Raw genomic sequence first — 16,083 nt, 5'->3', positions numbered from 1 at the left:
GGATTCAGTTTGCAGAGGGTTTTTTATTTTCTAAAGGAGCTTTACAGTAAGGAACGCTATTGCTGCGTAGATAGAGCCGTGCTTACTACGATTGCTGTTGAATTTGAAAAACTCCTAAATAATTTCCGTGCCGAAGGTAGAGCAGGCCATTATGGATAACCGGGTGGGCAAAATGCTCTTTGCTTCCTTTTTTTAGTTTGAAGGAGCTTCGTGTTTTCAGTCCTTCAGCAGTTGCTTCAAGGAGCGAAACCGTTCCTTTGTTGCTATAAAAGTAAATCATACCATCAGCCTGAATAGTAGTTCCCCGGCCGATTTTTAGACTATCGGTTTGTGCTCCGGTTTCGCAGTCGATGGCAATAAACTGATTTTGACGGTGGCTGCTGGCGTAAAGGTGATTATTAGCTAAAATAAGGCCGCCCATGTAATTGTCAAGCTCGGAATTTTGCCAGAGTTGTTCGATGGTCGTGCCATCTTCATTCAACTTTAGTTTCACGCCACAGTTGCCATCGCCCGCCGAATAATAGATGAAGCCTTCATCAAACAAGATGGTGTTGGCATGGGTGTCGCCTTTGCCGAGAGACCGCTCTTCGGGTTTGGTGTTGGTTTGCTCGTGCGACCAAAGAAGCTGGCCGGTTTCTGCATCAAGCCCCAGAAGATGGTAGGCCGAAAAAGTAGCCAGCATTTTTTTTTCGCCCCATTCAAACAGTAGGGGCGAGTTGTATCCGGGACGTTTTCCTAAACAGCTTCTGGACCAAACCAGTTCGCCGGAAAAACGGTTGAGGGCAACCACATTGTGCTGTTCGCCTCCGGGTTGGCAATAAACCCACTCATTGTTGACCACCAGAGCCTGCGAAAATCCAAAACGAGGAAAGGTTCCTTCGAGGTCTGTCACCATATTTATAGACCACAACCGGTTTCCGGTTTCGGCACTCAGGCAGGAAATATCACCCAGTCCGGAACAAATATAAACCAGGTCATTAACTAGAGTGGGAGTACCGCGTGAGCCTTGAAAGTTAGTGGTCCATTCCTTGCCGTAGGTGGAGCGCCAAATTTCATTGCCATTATGGTCTAATTTGAACAGGTATCCAAGGCTGTCTATTTCTCCGGTAACATAAACAAACTCGTCGCTAACTATTGGGCTACTGTAACCGTTGCCTAATGATTCCGTTTCCCAAACAATTTGAGGACCTTTATCGGGCCAGCTAGCCAGTAAATTAGATTCATGGTAGGCGCCTGAACGATTTTCACCACGCCACTGGGTGATTTCGGGTTTGGGCTGGCAGGCAAAAAAAAGAGGTAGTGAGAAAAGAATGAGAAGCTTTTTCATACGCTAAGAGACATTGGTTAAGTTTTTTCTTTACAAGTATGAAAAAGTTCGCGGGCATTACAGGTGAGCGTTCAAAAATCCTAGTCAATCAGCAAGTTGTCAATCCAAGTCCGGAAAACTTGAATTTCATGAAGGATGCTTGCTCGGTCATGGGGATGATTAGAATGAATAGGAACGCCATCCGCATGGTTTTGCGTGTAAACATAGGCTTTTTCATGCCCGGTTTCGCTCCGAATTGTTTTAAGTTCTCGTTTATACAATGGAACTTCTTCCCAGCGATCCAGGATGTCAAGTTCCTGGGTGCTTACATCGACCAATTTTCCGGAGACCTGTTTGCCAACTGACGGTTTTACAAATAGATAACCCGTACTTGGATTGGTCAGGCATTGGTAGTCATTTAGCTGTGCCTGTCGATAGATTGCTTTTCGTTTTAGCAGTCCCTCAAAAAAATCCGGATCAGCAATTGTTCCGTAAGTGAAAAGCTGGAAATCTCTCATTGGGATTCAATTTAGTTAAATTTAAAAAATGAGGAGCTGGTTTTCAAACTATTTAATTAATCAAGCAAGACAGTTTTCGGGATTTGGATCCTTTTGAAAATGTGAAAATTAGCCAGAACTATCTGAAAGAAGCAAAATTTGTGTAAATTCGTTTATTCATTAACAATTTAAACCCCCGCCAAATCGCGGCCTCGCACCTTACCGGCGGGGGATCTTTTTGTCCAAATTCGTAACGAGATCGTTTTGTTATTTTGTGAAAGTCTTTGTCTGTCAGTTTGAAGGCTTAATTCGGCTTGTTCTCCAACTTGGAGAAATACGCCAACTGCATATCCAACTCTTCGGCACTTGGAATATCGTTAAAATGCCATTTCTCCATGATGGTACCATTTTTAATCAACATCAAGCCCGGGTTTGAGCGGATCATGGTTTTCAGGGTAATTTCATCGGCATTAAATAGTTCGAAATGGATGTCATTGCTAGATCGAAATTCCTCTATGTTTTCCGTTAATGAAGAGGTCAGTCCAATGAAATTCATGTTATTCGCTTCGGCATGGTCAGCCAGTTGATTGATGGCTTCCATTTGAGATAAGTCGGTTTCTTCGAGGTTATAGGCAATGTAAAAAAAGGTATAGTTTTCATCATACAGAAAGAAATCTTTGATGTCTTCACCTTCCGGCGTTTCAATGAAAAAGTTGTGAATGGGTGGTTCATAGCCTTTTTGAACAAGAACGGGTTCATCCATCGATACAAATTCCCAGTTTATCGTGTCTTGCCAAGGGTAATTCTGTTGGTTAAATTCCTCGATCTCTCCGGTGTTTTTGTTCTTATAGTGAAACGTATTTTCATAAACATCCTTTGGAGCTCCTTCGGGAACCTGCATGCTTTCTGGAATATTTACCCCGGTCTTGTACGGACGAAAATCCATAATGGGCAGGTGATTGTAGGAATAATCAACCAGATAGGCAAAAACAAAAACGGTTGCTGCTCCCATAATGGTCGCTATCAGTGGGAAATTTGCCGGCTTGTATTTTTTCCGGTAAGCAAAAACCACGATCGCAAATGCGATAAAAAGAATATTTTTCGCAAATGTTTCCCAGTTGGTTAAAGTCAGCGCATCGCCAAAGCAACCGCAATCGGTGACCGGATTATTGATAGCGATGAAGAGGGTCAACACCGTAAAAAAGCCCATCATCATCAAACTCAGAAGCGAAAAGAAGGAGATGAAAATATTTAGCACAAGCGCCACTCCAATAATAAATTCGGAGGCTGATAATAAGACTCCGATTGGAAAAGCCAGTTCCGTGAGCCATTCCATGCCCCAAGCATTGAAATAGTCGGTAAACTTGTAGGCCATTCCCCAGGGATCAATTCCCTTAACGAAACCCGAAAAAATAAAGACTAAGCCCAGTGAGATGCGTGCGATGTGCCAAAAAGTTTTCATTGTTTTTACTCTTTAAATTCAAGCTTTATTAACGCAAAAACAGCATAATTGATCATATCGAGATAATTGGCATCAATACCTTCGGAGATAATTGTTTGTCCTGCGTTGTCTTCAATTTGCTTTGTTCGCTTAATCTTCATTAAGATAAGGTCGGTGATGGAACTGATTCGCATTTGTCTCCAAGCCTCATCATAATCATGATTTTTATTGAGCATGAGGTCTTTCGCCTGGTTGAAGTAATTCAGATATAGCTCATGCGTTTCTTCGTGGCTGAGGTCATCGTGATCGGCAATGCCTTTTTCCAGCTGAATTAAAGCCATGATACAGTAGTTGATGATACCGATGTACTCCGAACGGCTGTCTTCTGCTACTTTCATGGTTCCTTTCATTTCGATACTCCTAATTCGTTGACCCTTAATGAAGATTTGGTCGGTCATTGAACTGGGACGTAAGATTCGCCAGGCAACACCATAATCTTTCATCTTTTTCAGAAAGATATCTTCGCAAATTCCGATAACGTGGTTGTATTGTTGAATGGTTTTTTCCATGTTGTGCTTTTTATATTGGGCCATAAAAATAGAAATTAAATGCGTATTTTGTTGGCTTTATCTTACTTTTGTAATTGGTATTGTCTAACTCCTCAAATTGTTATGTTTTATGTTGGTCACAAGTTCAACGAGTAAGTTTTTTAAACGAAAACATTCGATTAACCTCAATGGTCAATTAATTGATCTAAGTAACCCTATTGTGATGGGGATTTTAAACGTAAGTTCCGACTCGTTTTTCGATGGTGGCAAGTATGTAAGCGAAGATGCGATTGTGCAACGAGCCGAGCAGATGATAGAAGAAGGAGTTTCAATTATTGATATTGGAGCGGTTTCTACACGTCCGGGGGCAGGCGCTATCTCAACGAAGGAAGAATTGTTGCGTTTACTACCTGCCATAAAAGCGGTGCGTAAGCACTTTCCGGATATTCCGGTTTCGGTCGATACGTTTCGCTCGTGGGTTGCCTTGCGGGTTGTTGATGAATGTGGCGATTGCATTGTCAACGATATTTCGGGTGGTGATTTTGATGAGCACATGTTTGACACCGTGGGGAAATTGGGCTTACCTTATATTCTGATGCATATTCGTGGAAATCCTCAAACCATGCAGGATAATCCTCACTATGATGATATCATTAAGGATATTTCAAAATATTTTTCTGAGCGCGTTCGCCGTTTGACGAAGGCCGGTGTTAAGGATGTGATTCTTGATCCGGGCTTTGGCTTCGGAAAGACTGTTGACCATAATTTCGATCTACTGAACAGACTGGATGCCTTTAAGGTATTTCAATTGCCTGTTTTAGTTGGGGTTAGTCGAAAGTCTATGATCCAAAAATTATTGGACGTGGATGTAGAAAACAGTTTAGGTGGAACGATAAGTGCTAATACCATGGCCTTGCTTGGCGGAGCCGATATCCTGAGGGTGCACGACGTGAAGGAAGCCGTAGAATCAGTTCGGATTTTTACCAAGCTGAAAGAAGTAGCTAGCTTATGAACCTATTTATAACATTACGATTTCTCGATGTTTTAGACATTTTACTGGTAGCGTTTTTACTCTATCAGTTATACTTGCTTATTAAGGGAACCGTAGCGTTCAATATTTTCATCGGACTTTTTTTGGTTTACCTTTTTTGGCTCTTGGTTCGGGCTCTGAACATGGAACTTCTGGGTTCTTTCATGGGGCAGTTTATTGGGGTCGGCATTTTAGCGCTGATTGTTGTTTTTCAACCTGAGATCCGGCGTTTTTTATTGCTCATTGGTAGTAATTCGCAAGTAAATCGCTTTCTGAGTGTTGAGAAATTATTTAGCTCCGATAAGACAAAATCAGCTTCCGGTCAGCATTTGAAAATGATTTCAAGAGCATGTGAAAACATGTCAAAAACAAAAACAGGCGCTTTGATCGTCATTGCACAGGATTCAGAATTGAAGGATTATGTGCGGACCGGGGAGAAAATTAATGCGCGGATTTCTGATGCCCTGCTTGAAACAATTTTTTTTAAAAATACACCTTTGCATGATGGCGCCGTGATCATTAACCGCAACAAAATAGCAGCGGCTCGATGCATTATGCCTTTAACTAATAAAGAAGATCTCAATCCCTTGTTGGGGCTGCGTCATAGAGCAGCTGTTGGGATTACCGAAAGTACCGATGCTGTTGCCATAGTAGTTTCTGAAGAAAATGGTCACATCTCTATTGCCCAAAAGGGAAAATTGACGCAGAATATATCTGTTATTGAACTGAGTAATAGCCTGGAAAATATAATTATAGAAGTGGATGATGCTGAATAGTCTACAAGATATTCGAATCTTACAGTCCGGTAGTTTTGAAATCAACCTTTTGGATTTGATCCTCATTGTATCCCTGTTTATTTTCTGTTTTTTTGTTCTGAGCTTGCTTCGACGGCTGATTCAACGACTTAGTGCTAAGAACAATATCTCGTTGCGATTCAATCGGTTTTTACATCAAGGGGCCAGGCTCTTTGTGGGAATCACCTTTCTGCTTTTATTTCTAAAAGTGCTTAATGTTCAGGTGTCCACTGTTTTTAATTATGAACTGTACGCAGATGAGAAGTTTCAGCTTCGAATCTACAATATCTTCATTGTTTTCATATTATTATATATTATCAACGGGCTTTCTTTTGCCGTAGAGTATTGGTTTGATACGCGTATTGAAAATAAGAAGCTTGATATTGGCAGAGGGAAATCATTTCTACAAATTGTAAAATACCTTATTTGGTTGGTTGGAATCATCGTTTTGATAGGAACGATGGGGTTTAAAGTTACCCTTTTGATTGCCAGTATTTCTGCCCTATTAATTGGTGTAGGATTTGGACTGCAGCATATTTTCAACGACTTCTTCTCTGGAATCATTATTCTTTTTGATGGTTCGGTGAAAGTTAATGACGTGGTGGAGTTGGAAGGGGTTGTTGGCCGTATTTTGGATATTGGTCTCCGTGTATCGAAGATTCTTACACGCGACAATGTGATTATCATTGTTCCCAATTCCCGGTTTACCGGCCAGGAAGTAATTAACTGGAGTCATAATGCTGATGTAACCCGGTTTTATGTGTCCGTAGGTGTCGCTTACGGATCGGATGTCCGATTAGTTGAACGAATTTTGCTGCAAGTGGCCAAGGAACATTCACAAGTTGTAAAAACGCCTGCTCCCTTTGTTCGCTTCAAAGATTTTGGTGAATCATCGCTCGATTTTGAACTGTACTTTTGGACTGGCAATGACTTTCTGGTTGAAAATATTAAAAGTGATTTGCGCTTTGATATCGACAAGCAGTTTCGGGAAAACAAGGTTGAAATTCCATTTCCTCAGCGTGATCTTCATTTTAAAAGTAAAGATTTTGATTAACTAATACGCTGGGCGGTTTGAAGATCGAAATCGCGGGTGGAAATGAACAGTAAGGAGATTCTTTGATTTTAGCTCAATTTAATGGCTTCCAAATTTGAACAAAACAAGTAAGGCCTTGTTGCAGGTTGATTTGCCTCTATTGCATATCCACATTGTCTAAGTGGCTTGAAATTGACTCACCGGGTAGCATCAAGTCACCCGGCGAGTCAATTGGGATCTATAAAAAATTATAACTCAGACTAAAGTAAAAACTCCGCCCTGGCGAATAAAGAGGTCGATTCTCTGCACTTCTCACTGATCTTGAAAGATGTTCGTAATAAGCTTCATCGAACAGGTTTTGAGCGGCTACCGAGAAATGGAGTTGCTGGGTCAAGGTATACGATGCTTTCAGGTCTATCCGATTGAAAGCTGGTGTTTTTGTTTCACCATAACTTGTTGCAATTCGGTTTTGCTCAAAAGCATGGCGAAAGTGCAATTCTGTTCGCAGCTTCTTTTTGACGAATGATCCAAGTAGTCGATAGCGGAATTCCATGGGCGGAATTTCGGGTAAGGCCTCATTGGTCGTTGTATTTTCTCCGTGGGTGTAAGCCAGCTCGGCTACCTGCTGAAAATGCGTTCCCAGCAGTTGTTGCCAGCTTATTTCAAGACCACTTATTCGAGCATCATCAATATTAATGAATTGTCGCACACCGGCTGCAGTAGCCATGCGCGGCTGCAAATCGTTTCTGATCTCCGAAGAAATGTAATTGGATAGGAAGGAAGCGAACAGGTTGATGGTTGCATTGGTTTGTTCGGTTTTGTAATCGAAAATCAAATCAAGCTGATTGTTGGTTTCCGCTTTCAAGCCTGGATTGCCAAGCATTTCATAGGGATCCAGTCCGATAGGAAACAAGTTAATGTAACGCTCGGCCAAACTTCCACTTCGCTGGGCCATTCCCATCCATAAGCTGAAGGAGATGTTGTTGGTTAGCGTTTTTGTTCCCCCCAAGCTCAGCGCCGGGTTAAGGATATCGGAATTCAGGTTGCTGTAGTTTGATGCGAAGTTCTCATCTAGCTCACGAGCTTCAGCATGGTTTAGTTCCAAACGGCCGGAAAAAACCAGGTGATAGGCATCGCCTTGGTGGTGGTATTCTGCGAAAGCACTATTCTTCCGGATGAGAGCATCTTGCCATACATTATCCAGTATTGTTTTTCCGGCCATGAGACCCATCAGGATGTTACGTTCGCGCGTACCCTCGGCATTCTCAACACGCATGCCGGTTCCGGCATAGAGCCAATCCTTTTCAAAATCGAACCGAAGTTCGGTTCGTCCTCCGGCATTGTTGGTTTGAGCAGCTGTGTTGGCATCCACCATCCGTGGATTCATCATTTTGTCGTGGTTGTCCATCAAATGATCTACTTTTGTGGCGTATACGGTAGTGTTCCACGATGAAAGTGCCCCGTTGTAAAACAAGGCCTTGTGACCCAAATTGACCAGCCAGGTATCATCTTTTCTTAAATCCATTGGCAGGGCAGGGAAGTCTACATCTTTGGCATAATTATTCGAAAGCAGTAAACTCATCGTTTGTGTTTCGCTGATTTTTAGTCCCATTTTCCCACCTACATTGGTGCGGTAAAACTCTGCTGGAATTTCCATATTATCGCCATCGGTGTATTCTTTTCCAGTGGACAGCGAGCCAAATAATTTTAAGTCGGTAGCTTTGGACGTAAGGCCAATGACGGCTTCCGATCGGCTGATCTCTCCATTGGTTGCGTAGCTGGTTCCCAGCCGGCCTTGAATCGTGGCTTTTTCAGAAAAGCGAGCTGGGGCACTTTTAAAATTGATGGTTCCACCAAAGGCGTTTCCATAGCGCAAGCTGTGTGGGCCTTTCATGACTTCCGCCTGAGTGATCATGTTAAGGGGAATCTGGCTTGAAGCAGGATCCATTCGGTTGGGGCAGCCAGCGGTCGCTCCCTGGCTGCCATCAATCACCAGGTTGATTTGGTCATATTTAAACCCACGAAGAACCGGATCAAAGCCATAGGCTCCGCTTTTCCGGATACTTGAAATGGAACTGAACTGCTCCAGAATTTGACCGGCATCGTGTGCCAGTTGGTGTTGTACCCGGAAGGCCATCTTTTCGCGTTTGCCGGCCTGCGGATGGATGCTTATAAGCGTAACAGGTTGCAGGCTGTGGCTTTTGGCACTTAGCTCCAGGACCTGTTTTTTCATGGCTTGAGAAACTTCTTCAGGCGTAAAACTAAGCTTTCCATATTGAATGTGTGAAATGATTAATGGAACATCCTTTTGAAAAACGAATGTTATTTCTCCATCAATGGATGAAATGCCTTGTTTTGAGCCATAGGCATAGTTGGCATTTTCAACAGATTGACGGGTATCTTCATCAACAAGTTTTAAGAGGGGCGTTTGCGCTTGCATTGTAAAACTTAGAATTAGCAAACTAAGCATCACCCCAATTCTTCTGTTAAAGCGATCAAATAATTGATTCATTATGAGTTGAATTAAGAGTTTGTATTGGTTTTAGTGCTGATTAGCAACTAAAAAGCGTATTCGACAAAAAATCAGGCTTGATCTTTCGGAGGGTGAAACAGAGAATAGGCTAACAAAACTCCTTTAAAGTAGACGATTTGATTGCCAATGATCTCAGAGTTGGGGAATTGCTCTTGCACTATTCCATAATCATCGGCAAATAATTGGATTTCGTATTTCTTATTTTCTGATTGGGGGGCTTCCTGTTTTTGCTTTTCGTGTTCTTCCAGCTTGTTTTTTAGCTGGCAACACCCTTGGCAAGTTGACTCCGGAACGTCTTTTTCAATACAGAGAAACTCCGCAATGCAATCTTGATTCAGTTTAAAGGAGAAATAAATACCCAGTTCGGCAAACAAATGTAAGCCGATGGCCAGAACAATCAGGATGGAGATTATTTGCTTTCCCAGCATGTAAATGTTATTGAAAAAGGTTAACTGTATATCTTCTGGTTTTTATTCAGAGACAATGAAAAGGGAGATTTGTTCAGGCTAATGTGCTCATTTGTTCAAAATAAAGTCACTTCTGGTCTAGGGCGATGCTGCCATGGGATAACCGAAAAAGAGTGGATTGATAAAATTGATTGTTTTTCTGTTTCTGGTTCCAAAGAACGAATGTATTTTTGTCGCTCAATTGTTTTTTGATGTATACACAAGAAGAAGCCAAGCAACTACGTAAGCAATTCTGGATTCTCTTTGGGAAGCGATGTAAGCTTGTTCCCGAATTGCAAGATGGAAATAAAAAGTGGGTGCTCTACGATACTAAAATTACCGGTCTGGATTTGAAATTCGAGGTGGATCGACAATCAGCCAAAGTGATCATTGAAGTCAATCATCGCAATGAAAAAAAGCGGTTGGAGATTTTTGAAAAACTTCAAAAGTACAAGCCCATTCTCGAAAATGGTTTTGAAGATGGATTGGAGTGGGATTTCCTGTATGTTCGCGAAAGCGGAGAAGAAGTGTGCCGGGTATTTGTTGAGCAGAAGGGATTCGACATTCACCGGCAAAACCAATGGCCCGATATTTACAACTTTCTCATCGATAATATGCTTTGGCTCGAATCTAATTTTATGGATATTCGCGATGTGCTGAAAGAGGAGCTTTGATCTGAAGGAGAGCTGCAAAAAGTTATCGGTAGATTTTCTTATTTTAGATGCTGCAAAGTTTCAGAAGCCACTGACGGTTATCTGAGTTAATATCTTTTTAAAATATGAACATTCAAAGCAGAACGAAAATGACCTCTCGCTTGCTGTTGCTTTTGGCTATTTTGCTGGGAGCAACTAATTCAGGTTTTTCTCAATCCCCCAAAGATCAGTTAAAAGTGATTAGCTACAACATTTGGAATGGTTTTGACTGGGGAAAGGATGCTACCCGACGTGTTGAACTGCAACAGTGGATGGCTGAACAACAGCCCGATGTGGTGGCCTTGCAGGAACTATGCATGTATACTCCTGAAAAGTTGGAGGAAGATGCAAAATCATGGGGGCATCCTTATTCGGTATTGCTAAAAACAACGGGCTATTCCGTTGGTCTTACTTCGCGATTCCCAATTGAGTTGAACGAAAAGCTTTTTGAAGGGCTACATCACGGAGCGCTGCATTGTCAAACCAATGGCGTTGACTTTTTGGTGGTTCACCTGCATCCCGGAAGTATTCAACGGAGAAGGGATGAGTGTCAGTTGCTAACAAGCAAAATCGAGGCAATTCGTGAGCAGAATTCCCGTTTTATGGTGCTGGGCGATTTCAATGCGCATTCTCCCTATGATGCTGACCTTTATGATCAAAATGGCCCTTTGTTGACTCGAATGAAAAAGGGCGATAAAGGAAAAGGACTGGAAGGTAACTTGATTAACGGCGATTTTGATTATGCGGTAATTTCTTCTTTTCTGGCCTTGCCTTTAGGTGATGTGGTTCGTAAGCATACGCAGGGAATTGCTCAGCGGGGAAGTTTTCCGGGCAGGGCTCTCGGAGTGGTTAACAATGAATCTCCTGATGAACTGGATGCCAGGTTAGAGCGAATCGATTACATCTTGGTTTCGCCTGAAATGGAAGAGCAATGTATTGATGCTTGGGTCGCTAACGGGAAACCCAATTGGAAGCTTTCCGATCATTATCCGGTTGTTGCGATTTTTAGAGTCGATTAAGTGTGCCTTCACTACTGGTTTTATTCAGAGGTACTCGTTTTCGTGCGATTGTCTGTTGGTCTTATCGTTGTATGGGAAAAGCTAGCATGACTTTGCTCATGAGGGAGCATTTAGCGGAAGCAACAATTGGGTAAGAAGGGCTAAAAGAGGAGTTCAAATTTAAATTGAGAGCTACTAAATTCTGTTATCTTTGTTTTTCATGATTAAAAAAAGAACGCTTTGGACTTAACTATAAAGGAAGAAATCATTCGACTCTATGAAGGCCATTTCAAGGAAGAAATGACTGCTTTTGAAGTATTGCCACCATCGGGCTCGTACCGCGAATATTGCCGCATTAAAAGTGCGAATCATCAGGCAATAGGAGCCTGGAATCAGGATGTAAAAGAGAACACCGCTTTCCTGGAGTTTTCCGATCATTTTTTTAGACAGGGAGTGGCGGTTCCGGAAATTTTCACCGTCAATTCAGAGAAAACCTGTTATGTTCAGGAAGATTTGGGAGACCTTACCTTATTTGAGTACCTCAGTCGGACGCGCGAGTTAGAAGGTTTTTCGGAGAAGATTGTCAACGTGTATAAAAAGGTGTTGATGGAGCTTCCCAAGTTGCAAATCACCGCTGGGAAAGGGATTAATTATGATTTCTGCTATCCCCGGGCGGCTTTCGATAAGCAGTCGATGATGTGGGATTTGAATTACTTCAAATATTACTTTCTGAAGTTGGCTAAAATACCTTTTGATGAGCAAGCGTTGGAAGATGATTTTCAGAGTTTCAGCAACTACCTGCTGGCTGCTGAAAATGATTTTTTCCTGTTTCGCGATTTTCAGTCGCGCAACATCATGCTTCATGATAATAAGGTGGCCTTTATAGACTACCAAGGCGGACGTAAAGGAGCCTTACAATACGATATAGCATCGCTGCTTTACGATGCCAAGGCCGATATTCCGCAAGCCATCCGCAACAAATTGTTAGAGTTCTATCTTGATGAACTGGAAAAATACATTACTATTGATCGGGAGGAGTTTAAGGCCTACTTTACCGGTTATGCCTTGATTCGGATTATGCAGGCAATGGGAGCTTATGGGTTTCGTGGTTTCTATGAGAAGAAAGAACATTTCCTGAAAAGTATTCCATTCGCCTTGGAGAACCTGCGCTATTTGTTGAAGAACAATAATCTAACGATTGCCTTGCCGGAGCTTTTCAAGGTGCTAGAAGCCGTAAGTGAATCTGAATTTTTGAAAAAGATTGGTGTGCAGCAAGGAAAATTGACTGTTCGGGTTTGCAGCTTTTCGTATAAAAAAGGATTGCCTGCAGATCCATCAGGCAATGGTGGCGGTTTTATTTTTGACTGCCGGGCGATCCATAATCCCGGGCGTTACGAAGAATACAAGCAGCTTACGGGAAAAGACCAGCCGGTGATTGATTTTCTGGAATCCAGATCTGAGATTGCTGATTTTTTAAGCCATGTTTATGCTTTGGTTGATCAATCGGTGCAAATGTATCTATCAAGAGGTTTTACCCACTTAGGTGTCAGTTTTGGCTGCACCGGAGGCCAGCATCGTTCGGTTTATTCGGCCGAACAGTTAGCCGCTTATCTCAAAGAAAAATATGATTTGAATGTTATTCTGACCCATCGGGAGCAAGACTTTTAGCTGTTTAGTCTGAGCGGTCTGCATCTTCGAGCAAGCGATTTATGAGGGCAATTTTACATCGGTTGAACTTTCGGCTTGACTGGTTGGCGCTGAAAAATACCAACAAAAAGCCGGCTTCGCTCATTTTCCAGTCGTGATAAGTTTGTCCGCTTTCAAGAGCGGTGACAAAAAGTGGTTTGATGTAGTGGTGTGGATTCAGGCCAGAGCGAAACAAGCTTTGGTTAGCATGTTGAATGGCCGAAAGCAGTTCCGTTTCATCGTCTATCCCGGCTTGACAAAGGTCGATACATCGGTATTTTAACTCCCGGTCATGCATCAACTCATTCAGCGTGTTAAGCAACTCGACCTCGTTGGGCGGATAATGAATTAAGTTTTTCATGATGTCCATATTTTTAACGCTTGTTGGATCTAGATTAAACGATATTTGAAAGTCAATAAAAACAGAATAGATCTTCTTTGGAATATGGGGTATATCCTGTTTTTTAGTTAAAACTTAGGCGAAGTTTCTCAAACAGTTCTTTCTGGGTGGGGGTCAGTCTATCTGGAATTATTACCTGAAGTTGGACCAGCAGGTCGCCTCTCTGGCTGGGTTTACCATAAACCGGCATTCCTTTGCCTTTTACCCGTAGCACTTTGTCATTTTTTGTTCCGGCCGGAATCTTGATTTTAATCTTGCCATCCATGGTATTGATCTGGACTTCTCCTCCGAGTACGGCATCAAATAGACTGATTTGTTGGCGTGTTTTCAGGTCATCGTCTATTCGTTCGAAGGTGTCATGTGGCATTAGCTGCACGCTTACCATCAAGTCGCCCTGATTGCTTTTATCACTTCCTTTTCCTCCTTTTCCTTTTATGCGCAGCACTTGCCCATCGAAGGCTCCGGGTTTAATTTTTAGCCTGATTTTTTCGTCCTGTAGCTGTATGAGTTTGCTGGTGCCATGAAAGGCTTCTTCAAGACTAAGTGGCAGCTGTGCATTCAGGTTTTGCCCTCTGAAATTAAAATTTCTTTTTGATCTGCCTGATGGTCTTCCGTGACCAAAGAAGGCTTCGAAAAAATCAGAAAAGCCGGATGAACCAAAACCTCCGAAAACATCATTCAAATCCTCTTCCGAATAAAATGATTGGCCTTGCTGTCGGTAACCAGCAAATGGATTTTCGCTGCCATACGGTCCTGCTTGTCCATAGCGGTTCCAGTTTTCGCCCAGCTCGTCGTATTTTTTGCGCTTCTCGGGTTTGCTGAGTACTTCATGGGCTTCATTGATTTCCTTAAAGCGGTTCTCGGTTTCCTTATCCCCGGGATTTTTATCCGGATGATACTTGATTGCCAGCTTACGGTAGGCTTTTTTGATTTCAGCCTGCGAGGCATTCTTATCAACTCCCAGTATTTTATAGTAATCTTTGTATTGCATTGTCTTTTGTTTGCGAATCAATAAAAAAGGGGTGTTCCCTGACGGAGCACCCCTTTAAACTGAAGACAGGTTCCGCCTTCCATTACTTAATTTCAATGTTTCTGGCTGGTTTCGGTTTGGCTTCTTCTTTCTTCGGAATAGAGATTTTTAAAATACCATTGGCATAGCTGGCCGTAATCTTGTCGCTTTCAGCTGACTGTGGAAGTGTAAATGAACGGCTAAACGATTGGTAACTGAATTCACGTTGGGTAAATTGCTGTCCTTTTTTGGTTTCGCTGTCCACTTTTTTTTCTGAAGAAATGGTGAGGATGCTATTGTCCAGATCGATTTTGAAATCGTTCTTTTCAAAGCCCGGTGCAGCCATCTCAACTTCAAACCCATTGTCGTCTTCCTTGATGTTTACGGAAGGAAGTGTCGTATTGGTATTTGAAAAGTTGCGGGTTGAGAAATTCATCCAGTCCCGGTCAAAAAAGTCATTGAACAATTTTGGCCAGAGTGGTAAGTTTTCATGTTTTCTAATTCCATTCATAACAACCTCCGTTTTTAATCGTTAAACTTTATCTTTTAGTAATCCCCAAGGGGAAAAGCTTATTTGTTTTGCGGAAACTGGTCCATGAAAAAGCGATTCTTCATGGAATCCATTTCCTGAAAAAGAGAGTCCATTCGCTTCATGTTGTTTTGAAACCGTTCGTAGAAAAAATTCTTCTTGTAAAAATCGTATTGCAGCAAGGAGTCCTGAAAAAAGAAATCGTTGAAATACGATCTGTCAGAGAACGGATACTGCAAGTTAAAGCGATCTTTAAATTCATTCAAGATGCTGTCAGCCATAAGGCTGTCTTGTTCAACACTGTTGTAAAACTGCGTATACGTTGAGTCGTACCGGATAAGGTTTCCGTTTTCATCGAATTGCCGGTTAACAACGATGTCGGTTTTGGGTGTTATCGAATCCAGTGATTCCATTTGGTCCGAACGGGGTTGACCGGAACAGCTGCTAAGCAAAAAGAGTAAAAGCGTTGTTGATAAGCCAATGTACTTCATAGTCTTTCGTGTTTTGTGGTTAGACAATTAAGTTGGCAACTGCAAGCTGTCTTTTTATGCGTTCAAGCGATCGTCCATGGCCTAAATTACGACCAGTGAATGAGCGGTTTATTCAAGAGCGTCCAAGCATCCGGACGCTCCGTTAACAGAGATGAATCAATTTCTATTTAATTTCAATTTGCTTTGGTGGCTTGGGTTTTACTTCTTCTTTTTTAGGAATTTCTACACGTAAGATGCCGTTTTCATATTTAGCCACAATGCTGTCTGTTTTTACTGTATCGGGCAAGGTAAATGTCCGGCAAAATGATTGGTAGCTAAATTCTCTGCGAGTAAATTGCTGGCCTTCCTTGGTTTCGTCTTCCACTTTTTTTTCCGAAGAGATGGTCAGCAGATTGTTGTTCAGATCAACTTTGAAATCTTTTTTATCAAAGCCCGGAACAGCCACTTCAACTTCAAACCCATCGTTATCTTCTTTGATGTTAACTGCGGGAAGGGTTGTGTTGGTGGTTGAGTAATTTTGGTTTGACCAATCGAATAAATTGCGGTCAAATAAGCGGTCAAATAAATCCGGGTACTGATTTGAAAATGTTGGTAGTGCCATAATTTTATCCTCCATACTTTTTAGTTAGACATTTAATTTCAACTTGAAA

Annotated in this window: 17 protein-coding genes; 6 read left to right on the top strand and 11 right to left on the bottom strand. The window is 42.1% G+C overall.

Annotated features, from left to right (window positions below; genetic code table 11):
* Positions 1-85 precede the first annotated feature (85 nt).
* The 4 genes from ACUNWA_RS06995 to ACUNWA_RS06980 form a co-directional block, all read right to left on the bottom strand.
* Entirely contained in the window at positions 86-1,327 is a 1,242-nt protein-coding gene (locus tag ACUNWA_RS06995) for a PQQ-binding-like beta-propeller repeat protein (protein WP_445591175.1), read from the bottom strand.
* 80 nt (positions 1,328-1,407) lie between these two features.
* Complete coding sequence (locus ACUNWA_RS06990; protein WP_445591174.1) at positions 1,408-1,824, bottom strand: gamma-glutamylcyclotransferase family protein; 417 nt, start codon at positions 1,822-1,824, stop codon at positions 1,408-1,410.
* 283 nt (positions 1,825-2,107) lie between these two features.
* Positions 2,108-3,265, bottom strand: a complete 1,158-nt coding sequence (locus tag ACUNWA_RS06985; protein ID WP_445591173.1) for a BT_3928 family protein — start codon at positions 3,263-3,265, stop codon at positions 2,108-2,110.
* Positions 3,266-3,270: 5 nt separating this feature from the next.
* Positions 3,271-3,837 (bottom strand): DUF1599 domain-containing protein, encoded by a 567-nt coding sequence (locus ACUNWA_RS06980; RefSeq protein WP_445591172.1) that lies wholly within the window; start codon positions 3,835-3,837, stop codon positions 3,271-3,273.
* Between the two features lie 178 nt (positions 3,838-4,015).
* On the opposite strand from ACUNWA_RS06980, the gene folP reads away from it, so the two are divergent.
* From folP to ACUNWA_RS06965, 3 genes are read left to right on the top strand one after another with little or no spacing between them, the layout of a single operon-like run.
* Entirely contained in the window at positions 4,016-4,804 is a 789-nt protein-coding gene (gene folP, locus ACUNWA_RS06975; protein WP_445591304.1) for a dihydropteroate synthase, read from the top strand.
* Positions 4,801-5,598, top strand: a complete 798-nt coding sequence (gene cdaA, locus ACUNWA_RS06970; RefSeq protein ID WP_445591171.1) for a diadenylate cyclase CdaA — start codon at positions 4,801-4,803, stop codon at positions 5,596-5,598. The genes folP and cdaA overlap by 4 nt, the downstream gene beginning before the upstream one ends.
* Positions 5,585-6,670, top strand: coding sequence for a mechanosensitive ion channel domain-containing protein (locus ACUNWA_RS06965; RefSeq protein ID WP_445591170.1), 1,086 nt, complete (start codon positions 5,585-5,587; stop codon positions 6,668-6,670). The genes cdaA and ACUNWA_RS06965 overlap by 14 nt, the downstream gene beginning before the upstream one ends.
* Before the next feature lie 217 nt (positions 6,671-6,887).
* On the opposite strand, the gene ACUNWA_RS06960 is transcribed toward ACUNWA_RS06965, so the two are convergent.
* Both ACUNWA_RS06960 and ACUNWA_RS06955 read right to left on the bottom strand, forming a co-directional pair.
* Complete coding sequence (locus tag ACUNWA_RS06960; RefSeq protein WP_445591169.1) at positions 6,888-9,161, bottom strand: TonB-dependent receptor domain-containing protein; 2,274 nt, start codon at positions 9,159-9,161, stop codon at positions 6,888-6,890.
* 71 nt (positions 9,162-9,232) lie between these two features.
* Positions 9,233-9,610 (bottom strand): hypothetical protein, encoded by a 378-nt coding sequence (locus ACUNWA_RS06955; protein WP_445591168.1) that lies wholly within the window; start codon positions 9,608-9,610, stop codon positions 9,233-9,235.
* Positions 9,611-9,840: 230 nt separating this feature from the next.
* Between ACUNWA_RS06955 and ACUNWA_RS06950 the strand changes: the two genes are divergently transcribed.
* From ACUNWA_RS06950 to ACUNWA_RS06940, 3 genes are all read left to right on the top strand, one after another.
* Complete coding sequence (locus ACUNWA_RS06950) at positions 9,841-10,302, top strand: DUF4268 domain-containing protein (RefSeq protein WP_445591167.1); 462 nt, start codon at positions 9,841-9,843, stop codon at positions 10,300-10,302.
* A 104-nt stretch (positions 10,303-10,406) separates the two neighbouring features.
* Positions 10,407-11,339, top strand: a complete 933-nt coding sequence (locus ACUNWA_RS06945) for an endonuclease/exonuclease/phosphatase family protein (RefSeq protein WP_445591166.1) — start codon at positions 10,407-10,409, stop codon at positions 11,337-11,339.
* Between the two features lie 219 nt (positions 11,340-11,558).
* Positions 11,559-12,986 carry a RapZ C-terminal domain-containing protein gene (locus ACUNWA_RS06940; RefSeq protein ID WP_445591165.1) on the top strand — a complete coding sequence of 476 codons (1,428 nt, stop codon included), beginning with the start codon at positions 11,559-11,561 and terminating at the stop codon, positions 12,984-12,986.
* 4 nt (positions 12,987-12,990) lie between these two features.
* Here the strand turns inward: ACUNWA_RS06940 and ACUNWA_RS06935 are convergent, their stop codons facing one another.
* The 5 genes from ACUNWA_RS06935 to ACUNWA_RS06915 all read right to left on the bottom strand — a co-directional run bounded on the left by ACUNWA_RS06935 (position 12,991) and on the right by ACUNWA_RS06915 (position 16,034).
* Complete coding sequence (locus tag ACUNWA_RS06935) at positions 12,991-13,365, bottom strand: hypothetical protein (protein WP_445591164.1); 375 nt, start codon at positions 13,363-13,365, stop codon at positions 12,991-12,993.
* Positions 13,366-13,468: 103 nt separating this feature from the next.
* On the bottom strand, positions 13,469-14,395 hold the full coding sequence (locus tag ACUNWA_RS06930) for a DnaJ C-terminal domain-containing protein (protein WP_445591163.1): 927 nt from the start codon (positions 14,393-14,395) through the stop codon (positions 13,469-13,471).
* Positions 14,396-14,477: 82 nt separating this feature from the next.
* The gene (locus ACUNWA_RS06925; protein WP_445591162.1) at positions 14,478-14,924 is read right to left on the bottom strand and encodes an Hsp20/alpha crystallin family protein; all 447 of its coding nucleotides are present in this window, start codon (positions 14,922-14,924) and stop codon (positions 14,478-14,480) included.
* A 59-nt stretch (positions 14,925-14,983) separates the two neighbouring features.
* Positions 14,984-15,433: a hypothetical protein gene (locus ACUNWA_RS06920; RefSeq protein ID WP_445591161.1), complete on the bottom strand. Its 450-nt coding sequence runs from the start codon at positions 15,431-15,433 to the stop codon at positions 14,984-14,986.
* 163 nt (positions 15,434-15,596) lie between these two features.
* Positions 15,597-16,034: an Hsp20/alpha crystallin family protein gene (locus ACUNWA_RS06915; RefSeq protein ID WP_445591160.1), complete on the bottom strand. Its 438-nt coding sequence runs from the start codon at positions 16,032-16,034 to the stop codon at positions 15,597-15,599.
* Positions 16,035-16,083 lie beyond the last annotated feature (49 nt).

The organism is Sunxiuqinia sp. sy24 (genome assembly GCF_052677165.1).
The sequence above is the reverse complement of the archived record's forward strand: the minus strand, read 5'-3'. Positions and strand labels throughout refer to the sequence as shown.

What these genes read in the sequence shown, in the direction of transcription:
- ACUNWA_RS06995 (WP_445591175.1), bottom strand. Translation starts at nt 1,327, where the DNA reads ATGAAAAAGCTTCTCATTCTTTTCTCACTACCTCTTTTTTTTGCCTGC.
- ACUNWA_RS06990 (WP_445591174.1), bottom strand. Translation starts at nt 1,824, where the DNA reads ATGAGAGATTTCCAGCTTTTCACTTACGGAACAATTGCTGATCCGGAT.
- ACUNWA_RS06985 (WP_445591173.1), bottom strand. Translation starts at nt 3,265, where the DNA reads ATGAAAACTTTTTGGCACATCGCACGCATCTCACTGGGCTTAGTCTTT.
- ACUNWA_RS06980 (WP_445591172.1), bottom strand. Translation starts at nt 3,837, where the DNA reads ATGGCCCAATATAAAAAGCACAACATGGAAAAAACCATTCAACAATAC.
- folP (WP_445591304.1), top strand. Translation starts at nt 4,016, where the DNA reads ATGGGGATTTTAAACGTAAGTTCCGACTCGTTTTTCGATGGTGGCAAG.
- cdaA (WP_445591171.1), top strand. Translation starts at nt 4,801, where the DNA reads ATGAACCTATTTATAACATTACGATTTCTCGATGTTTTAGACATTTTA.
- ACUNWA_RS06965 (WP_445591170.1), top strand. Translation starts at nt 5,585, where the DNA reads ATGATGCTGAATAGTCTACAAGATATTCGAATCTTACAGTCCGGTAGT.
- ACUNWA_RS06960 (WP_445591169.1), bottom strand. Translation starts at nt 9,161, where the DNA reads ATGAATCAATTATTTGATCGCTTTAACAGAAGAATTGGGGTGATGCTT.
- ACUNWA_RS06955 (WP_445591168.1), bottom strand. Translation starts at nt 9,610, where the DNA reads ATGCTGGGAAAGCAAATAATCTCCATCCTGATTGTTCTGGCCATCGGC.
- ACUNWA_RS06950 (WP_445591167.1), top strand. Translation starts at nt 9,841, where the DNA reads ATGTATACACAAGAAGAAGCCAAGCAACTACGTAAGCAATTCTGGATT.
- ACUNWA_RS06945 (WP_445591166.1), top strand. Translation starts at nt 10,407, where the DNA reads ATGAACATTCAAAGCAGAACGAAAATGACCTCTCGCTTGCTGTTGCTT.
- ACUNWA_RS06935 (WP_445591164.1), bottom strand. Translation starts at nt 13,365, where the DNA reads ATGAAAAACTTAATTCATTATCCGCCCAACGAGGTCGAGTTGCTTAAC.
- ACUNWA_RS06930 (WP_445591163.1), bottom strand. Translation starts at nt 14,395, where the DNA reads ATGCAATACAAAGATTACTATAAAATACTGGGAGTTGATAAGAATGCC.
- ACUNWA_RS06925 (WP_445591162.1), bottom strand. Translation starts at nt 14,924, where the DNA reads ATGAATGGAATTAGAAAACATGAAAACTTACCACTCTGGCCAAAATTG.
- ACUNWA_RS06920 (WP_445591161.1), bottom strand. Translation starts at nt 15,433, where the DNA reads ATGAAGTACATTGGCTTATCAACAACGCTTTTACTCTTTTTGCTTAGC.
- ACUNWA_RS06915 (WP_445591160.1), bottom strand. Translation starts at nt 16,034, where the DNA reads ATGGCACTACCAACATTTTCAAATCAGTACCCGGATTTATTTGACCGC.